The organism is Flavobacterium sp. (genome assembly GCF_044361065.1).
Taxonomy (GTDB): Bacteria; Bacteroidota; Bacteroidia; order Flavobacteriales; family Flavobacteriaceae; genus Flavobacterium.
The window spans coordinates 1-6,358 of sequence record NZ_JBIKJI010000128.1; the positions used below are offsets into that span (position 1 = coordinate 1).

Sequence of the window (6,358 nt, forward strand, 5' to 3'; positions counted from 1 at the left end):
TGCAAAAAACGATTTTCTTCGCATTGCCGCTTGTGCCTTTTTTGGTGTTGCTTTCAATATGCTAACATTTTTTAAAGGATTAAGTTATACCTCACCGATTATGGGTGCCGTTTTAATGGTTACCACCCCTATGATTGTTTTGATTCTTTCTTCAATACTTATGAAAGAAAGAATGCAATCGAAAAAAGTCATTGGTATACTTTTAGGATTAGCAGGTACAATAACCTTAATTTTATATGGTAAAGATTTAAATAATGCACCAAATGCCACTTTAGGAAATTTATTAGTATTTGTAAATGCAGTTTCATATGCTTTTTATTTAATTTTTGTGAAGAAGTTAATGGATAAATACAACGCATTTACGTTTGTAAAATACATTTATTTGTTCGGGTTTTTTATGGTGTTACCTTTTGGATATAATGAGTTACAACTGGTAAACTGGAACGAAATTCCTTTAGATGTTAGTCTAAAAATTGCTTTTGTAGTTGTTTTTTCTACCTTTTTCACGTATTTGCTAAACTTAATTTCGATGCGAAATTTAAAACCAACAACAGTTGCTGTTTTTATTTATTTGCAACCTTTTTTTGCTACAATTTTTGCTATTGGTTTAGGAAAAGACAATTTGAATGTAGTAAAAATAGTTTCTGCAATATTAATTTTTGTTGGGGTTTATTTGGTGATTCATAAAAAGAAAGAGACTCGTAACGACTAATCACTATTCACTTTTTACTAATCACTAAAAAAACTTATCTTTACACTCTTTATAAAAATATATGATACTATCAATGACCGGTTTTGGTAAAGCAAGCTTGCAATTATCAACCAAAAAAATTACAGTAGAAGTTAAATCTTTAAATAGCAAAGGACTCGATTTAAATACGCGTATGCCTTCAGTTTATAGAGAAAACGAATTGGCTCTAAGAAATCTTTTAGCGCTTAAATTGGAAAGAGGAAAAGTCGATTTTTCATTATATGTTGAGGTAACTGGAGAAGATACTTCATCTAAAATAAATGCGCCAATTGTAAAATCATATATGGCTCAGTTGAAAGCTATTTTACCAAACGCTGACGATACAGAATTGATGAAAATGGCAATTCGTATGCCGGATACGATGAAAACGGAACGTGAAGAAATAGACGAAAATGAATGGAAACAAATTCAAACCGTAATTGATGAAGCGATTGAAAATATGTTGTCTTTTAGAAAATCGGAAGGCGCTTCTTTAGAAATAGAATTTACGTTACGTATTGAAAATATTAGAAATTATATGAATCAGGCATTAGTTTTAGATCCTGAAAGAGTAAATAACATTAAAGAACGTTTACAAACCGCTATTGAAGAGTTAAAAGTAAATGTTGATACGAATCGTTTTGAGCAAGAACTAATTTATTATTTAGAAAAATTAGATATCACTGAGGAAAAAGTTCGTTTAACTAATCATTTAGATTATTTCTTACAAACGTTAAACGGAAGTGAAGCCAATGGAAGAAAATTAGGTTTTATCACTCAAGAAATGGGTCGAGAAATCAATACAATGGGATCTAAATCAAACCACGCCGAAATGCAAAAATTGGTTGTAATGATGAAAGATGAATTAGAAAAAATTAAAGAGCAAGTATTGAACGTTCTATAAAGCTATATGCCTTAAGCATTAGGCTTTAGGTAAAAGTTAAAAATAAAATTCAAGCTTATAGCATATTGCTTAAAGCCAAAAGCTTAAAAAAATGAATCAAGGTAAATTATTAGTTTTCTCAGCTCCGTCAGGGTCGGGAAAAACAACTATAGTAAGACATTTATTAGAACAGGAAGATTTAAATTTAGAATTTTCTATTTCTTGCACCACGCGTGAACCAAGAGGCGAAGAAGTACACGGTAAAGATTATTATTTTATTTCTTTAGAAGAATTTAAAAAACATATTAAAGCGGAAGATTTCGTGGAATGGGAAGAAGTTTATCGAGATAATTTTTACGGAACTTTAAAAAGCGAAGTCGAACGTATTTGGGCAAAAGGTAAAAACGTTATTTTTGATATTGATGTAGCGGGCGGACTTCGAATAAAATCGAAATTCAAACAAGAAACATTAGCGGTTTTTGTAAAACCACCAAGTATTGACGAGTTGAAAATTAGATTAAAAAAACGCTCTACTGAAAGCGACGATAAAATTAATATGCGTATTGCAAAAGCATCGGTAGAATTAGCCACAGCGCCACAATTTGACACAATAATCAAAAATTACGATTTAGATGTTGCCAAAGTTGATGCGTATAAATTAGTTAAGGAATTTGTGAATGAATAGTTATTAGGTAAAAGGTAATGGGTTAAGGGTAAAAGTAATTAATCCTGTAAACCCAACCCCCAACCCCCAACCCCCAACCCATATAAAAAATGAAAATAGGTTTATATTTCGGAACGTTTAATCCCATACATATTGGGCATTTAATTATTGCCAATCATATGGCGGAGCATTCGGATTTAGATCAAATTTGGTTGGTAGTAACGCCACACAATCCGCATAAACAAAAAAACACCTTGTTAGACGATTACCATCGCTTGCATATGGTGCATTTGGCAACGGAAGATTTTCCAAAAATTAAACCTTCGGATATTGAATTTAAATTGCCACAGCCCAATTATACAATTAATACTTTGGTGCATTTGCAAGAGAAACATCCGGATTACGAATTTTCTTTAATTATGGGTGAAGACAATTTGAATTCGTTTCACAAATGGAAAAATTACGAAGCTATTTTACAGCACCATCATATTTATGTGTATCCACGACTACATAGTGGGGAAATAAATACACAATTTGATAATCATCCTAAAATTCATAGAATAAGTGCGCCAGTTGTCGAGTTATCTTCTACTTTTATTCGTGAAAATATTAAAAAAAATAAAAACGTAATTCCAATGTTACCACATAAAGTATGGGAATATGTTGAACATAATTTGTTTTATAAGAAGTAATGGAATTAATTGGCAATAATTTTTATGGTTTTTTTATAATCATCATTTTTTAAAACTAGTATATAATTCCCTTTAGGATAATTAAAATCTATTTCGTTCTTTCCTTCATTAATTATAATTCTTTCATCTTTCATTAATTTACCATCATATGAATACACTTCTAAATTAAAGTTTGTATGGTAATTCCTAGAAAAAAACTCGAATTTTTTATTGTTAATAGGATTTTTGTATGTAAATTCTTGTTTATTGTTTACAAGATTTAAATTGCTTAGTGTTTGAAAAGCACTATTTGCATTAACACGTCCCCAACCCATATATACATCAAATCCAAGAACATCTTCATTTGCAGCTCCCACTTGATCTTGAGCAGTATTTTTTAATATGTTTTTTATTTGTAAAGGAGTTAAATTTGGATTAGAAGAACGTAAAAGAGAAGCGACTCCCGCAACTAAAGGAGTAGCTTGAGATGTTCCACCCCAATAACCATTATAATTTGTATCTGAAGTATGACTTAAACCATAAATATAATTGCCTGGAGCCACTAATGTTAAGTGATTACCATAATTGCTTCCAGAGGTAGCACTCCAAAAAAATGGTGAAGTCCGGTCATCATCAGAATCAGTAGAGCCTACTGCAATAATATCCATCGAACTTGCATATCCAGCAGGATAATAGGTTGTATTGTTGTTAAAATTCATCATGCATGCTACAAATACTACATTATTTGTTATTGCATATTGAACTGCGTTTTGCAAGGTTATACTATTTCCAGTTCCACCAATAGACATACTAATGATTTTTGCTCCTTTATCAACTGCATAGTATATTGAATTTGCCATCCATGAGTATTGACCACTGTTGTTCGCATCTAATACTTTTAATGGCATTAACTTTGAATTCCAATTTACTCCAGCATATCCTATTCCATTATTACCTTTTGCTAATAAAATACCAGTACAGTTAGTGCCATGCCCATAATCATCAGTTGCATTATTGTCATTGTTTGCGTAATCCCAACCATTAACATCATCTATTAAACCATTATTATCATTATCAACTCCATCATTCGCAATTTCACTGGAATTTGTCCATATTCTACCAGTTAACTCAGGATGGCTTAGCCTAATTCCAGTGTCTGGAACGGCTACAATTAGATTTGGATCACCAGTTTCAATATCCCAAGCTAAATCAATATCTGCGTCAGCATCATTTTCAGAAACAAAAGGCATCCCAGAAACATTAAAACTACCATTGTTAATTATTCCCCATTGTCGATTAAAAAGTGCATCATTTGGGGTTTGAAGTGCATCTGATTTTTTTCCACCTCCTTCAGATAAATAATCGGGCTCAACATAAATTATTTCTGGATAAGTCTTTAAAAGTTTTATACTTTTTGTTACATTTATTTCATTTTTAAATTCAATTTGAAACACAAATGTTTTTTCAGCTTGACCTATTGGAATAATTTTTTTTATTTGATTTCTACTTAACCAATTGTCTATTTTTGAAATTGCGAAAACATTATTTTTTAAATCCAATTTAGAAATACTCCATAGTTCAGAATTTAATTTTAAAATTAATGATTTTGAGTTGTAATTTTCTTGACTAATTAAATAATTAGTAAATAAAAATATAGATAAAATAATTATTTTTTTCATATTTAAATATTTTTAAGATTAAATAACATCAGTAATTTGGACTAATTTTATAAAAAAAAATTGTAAGAAAAAATTAATCGCATTTAATACAAAAATAAGAAATATAATTTAAATCATTGAATGTATTAAATTAAATTAATGGTTTTGTAATAAATTTTTGTTAAAGCTTTTTAACTAATTAATTATTATAAATTTCATTTTGTAAATTTGAAATAATTAATTAAATATATCATGTTAAACTTCGAGTTATACAATCCTACCAATTATATTTTTGGTAAAAATCAAATAGAAAAATTAGCGAATTTAATTCCAGCCCATGAAAAAGTTCTTTTAGCGTATGGTGGTGGAAGTATTTTTAAAAATGGCATTCATAAACAAGTAACGGAACACTTAAAAGGTTTTGAAGTTATTGAATTTGGAGGTATCGAACCCAATCCGCATTTTGAAACTTTAATGAAAGCCGTAGAAATTATTCGTACCGAAAAAATCACTTTTATTTTAGCCGTAGGCGGTGGAAGTGTTATTGATGGGGTGAAATTTATTTCAGGTGCTGTAAATTATGAAGGAAATGCAATTGATATATTAAAAAACAGAATTTTATTTAAAGATATTTCAAAAGTAATTCCTTTCGGAACTGTTTTAACATTACCTGCTACAGGTTCTGAAATGAATTCAGGTGCCGTAATTACTATTGAAGCTACACAAGAAAAACTAACATTAGGTGGAAGTGCTTTGTTTCCACAATTTTCTATTTGCGATCCAACAGTAATACAATCGTTACCTAAAAGACAACTTCAAAATGGCGTAGTTGATGCTTTTACTCACGTATTAGAGCAGTATTTAACGTATCCTCAAGACGCGCAATTACAAGACCGAATTTCAGAAGGTATATTACAAACTTTAGTTGAAATAGGTCCGAAAGTAGTTGAAAATCCTACTGATTATAAATTAGCATCAAACTTTATGTGGTGCGCTACAATGGCATTAAATGGTTTAATTCAAAAAGGAGTAGCATCAGATTGGGCAACACATATGATTGGACATGAATTAACTGCTTTGTACGGAATTGACCATGCAAGAACTTTAGCCATCGTTGGTCCGAATTTATATCGAGTGATGTTTGATTCTAAAAAAGAAAAATTGGCGCAATTTGGTGAAAGAGTGTTTAATATAAAAGGAAATTCAACGGAAGAGATTGCTGAAAAAGCTATTGATAAATTGGTATCGTTCTTACAAGAAATGGGAATGGAAACGAAACTTTCTCAATCAACTACAAATTATTCCGACACCGCCAATTTCATTGTAAATCGCTTTGAAGAAAGAGGTTGGAAAGCTTTAGGCGAAAAACAAAATATTACTTTAGAAAAAGTAAGAGAAATTGTTGAAATGAGTTATTAATGAAAGTGAAAAGTAGCAAAGTAGCAAAGTAACAAAGTGAAAAGTAAAAAAAGCGTCTAAGAAATTAATCTTTAGACGCTTTTTGCAAAAAAACTACTAACTAAACTACTTTTATTATTTTTTAATCGATATAATATTATTTTCAATAGTCGTGCCAGAAAATACATCTTCACAAATAATTAACATTATTTAAGGTTTTTTAATATTGATTTCGTCATACATATTATTATTGAAATTGATATGACTATTGCATATTGCTATTCAAAAGTGTATTTTTGGAGTTCATAATTTTAGAACATGGAAAGCAAAAAAAAATTTGCAGTTATTGGAGGC

6 protein-coding genes are annotated in these 6,358 nt (G+C 30.0%); 5 read left to right on the forward strand and 1 reads right to left on the reverse strand.

The window, feature by feature from the left end; translation table 11 throughout:
- From ACIQ11_RS08095 to nadD, 4 genes are all read left to right on the forward strand, one after another.
- On the forward strand, positions 1-712 hold a 712-nt coding region (locus tag ACIQ11_RS08095; RefSeq protein ID WP_396154153.1), incomplete at its 5' end, for a DMT family transporter.
- A gap of 61 nt (positions 713-773) precedes the next feature.
- Positions 774-1,634 carry a YicC/YloC family endoribonuclease gene (locus ACIQ11_RS08100; RefSeq protein ID WP_396154154.1) on the forward strand — a complete coding sequence of 287 codons (861 nt, stop codon included), beginning with the start codon at positions 774-776 and terminating at the stop codon, positions 1,632-1,634.
- A gap of 91 nt (positions 1,635-1,725) precedes the next feature.
- On the forward strand, positions 1,726-2,298 hold the full coding sequence (gene gmk, locus ACIQ11_RS08105) for a guanylate kinase (RefSeq protein WP_396154155.1): 573 nt from the start codon (positions 1,726-1,728) through the stop codon (positions 2,296-2,298).
- Between the two features lie 89 nt (positions 2,299-2,387).
- The gene (nadD, locus tag ACIQ11_RS08110) at positions 2,388-2,969 is read left to right on the forward strand and encodes a nicotinate (nicotinamide) nucleotide adenylyltransferase (RefSeq protein ID WP_396154156.1); all 582 of its coding nucleotides are present in this window, start codon (positions 2,388-2,390) and stop codon (positions 2,967-2,969) included.
- A gap of 5 nt (positions 2,970-2,974) precedes the next feature.
- Here the strand turns inward: nadD and ACIQ11_RS08115 are convergent, their stop codons facing one another.
- On the reverse strand, positions 2,975-4,627 hold the full coding sequence (locus ACIQ11_RS08115) for a S8 family serine peptidase (protein WP_396154157.1): 1,653 nt from the start codon (positions 4,625-4,627) through the stop codon (positions 2,975-2,977).
- Positions 4,628-4,858: 231 nt separating this feature from the next.
- On the opposite strand from ACIQ11_RS08115, the gene ACIQ11_RS08120 reads away from it, so the two are divergent.
- Positions 4,859-6,025 carry an iron-containing alcohol dehydrogenase gene (locus ACIQ11_RS08120; RefSeq protein WP_396154158.1) on the forward strand — a complete coding sequence of 389 codons (1,167 nt, stop codon included), beginning with the start codon at positions 4,859-4,861 and terminating at the stop codon, positions 6,023-6,025.
- Positions 6,026-6,358: the final 333 nt, after the last annotated feature.

Bases quoted from the DNA above. Each gene is read 5' to 3' on its own strand.
- nadD (WP_396154156.1), top strand. From the start codon at position 2,388: ATGAAAATAGGTTTATATTTCGGAACGTTTAATCCCATACATATTGGG.
- gmk (WP_396154155.1), top strand. From the start codon at position 1,726: ATGAATCAAGGTAAATTATTAGTTTTCTCAGCTCCGTCAGGGTCGGGA.
- ACIQ11_RS08115 (WP_396154157.1), bottom strand. From the start codon at position 4,627: ATGAAAAAAATAATTATTTTATCTATATTTTTATTTACTAATTATTTA.
- ACIQ11_RS08100 (WP_396154154.1), top strand. From the start codon at position 774: ATGATACTATCAATGACCGGTTTTGGTAAAGCAAGCTTGCAATTATCA.
- ACIQ11_RS08120 (WP_396154158.1), top strand. From the start codon at position 4,859: ATGTTAAACTTCGAGTTATACAATCCTACCAATTATATTTTTGGTAAA.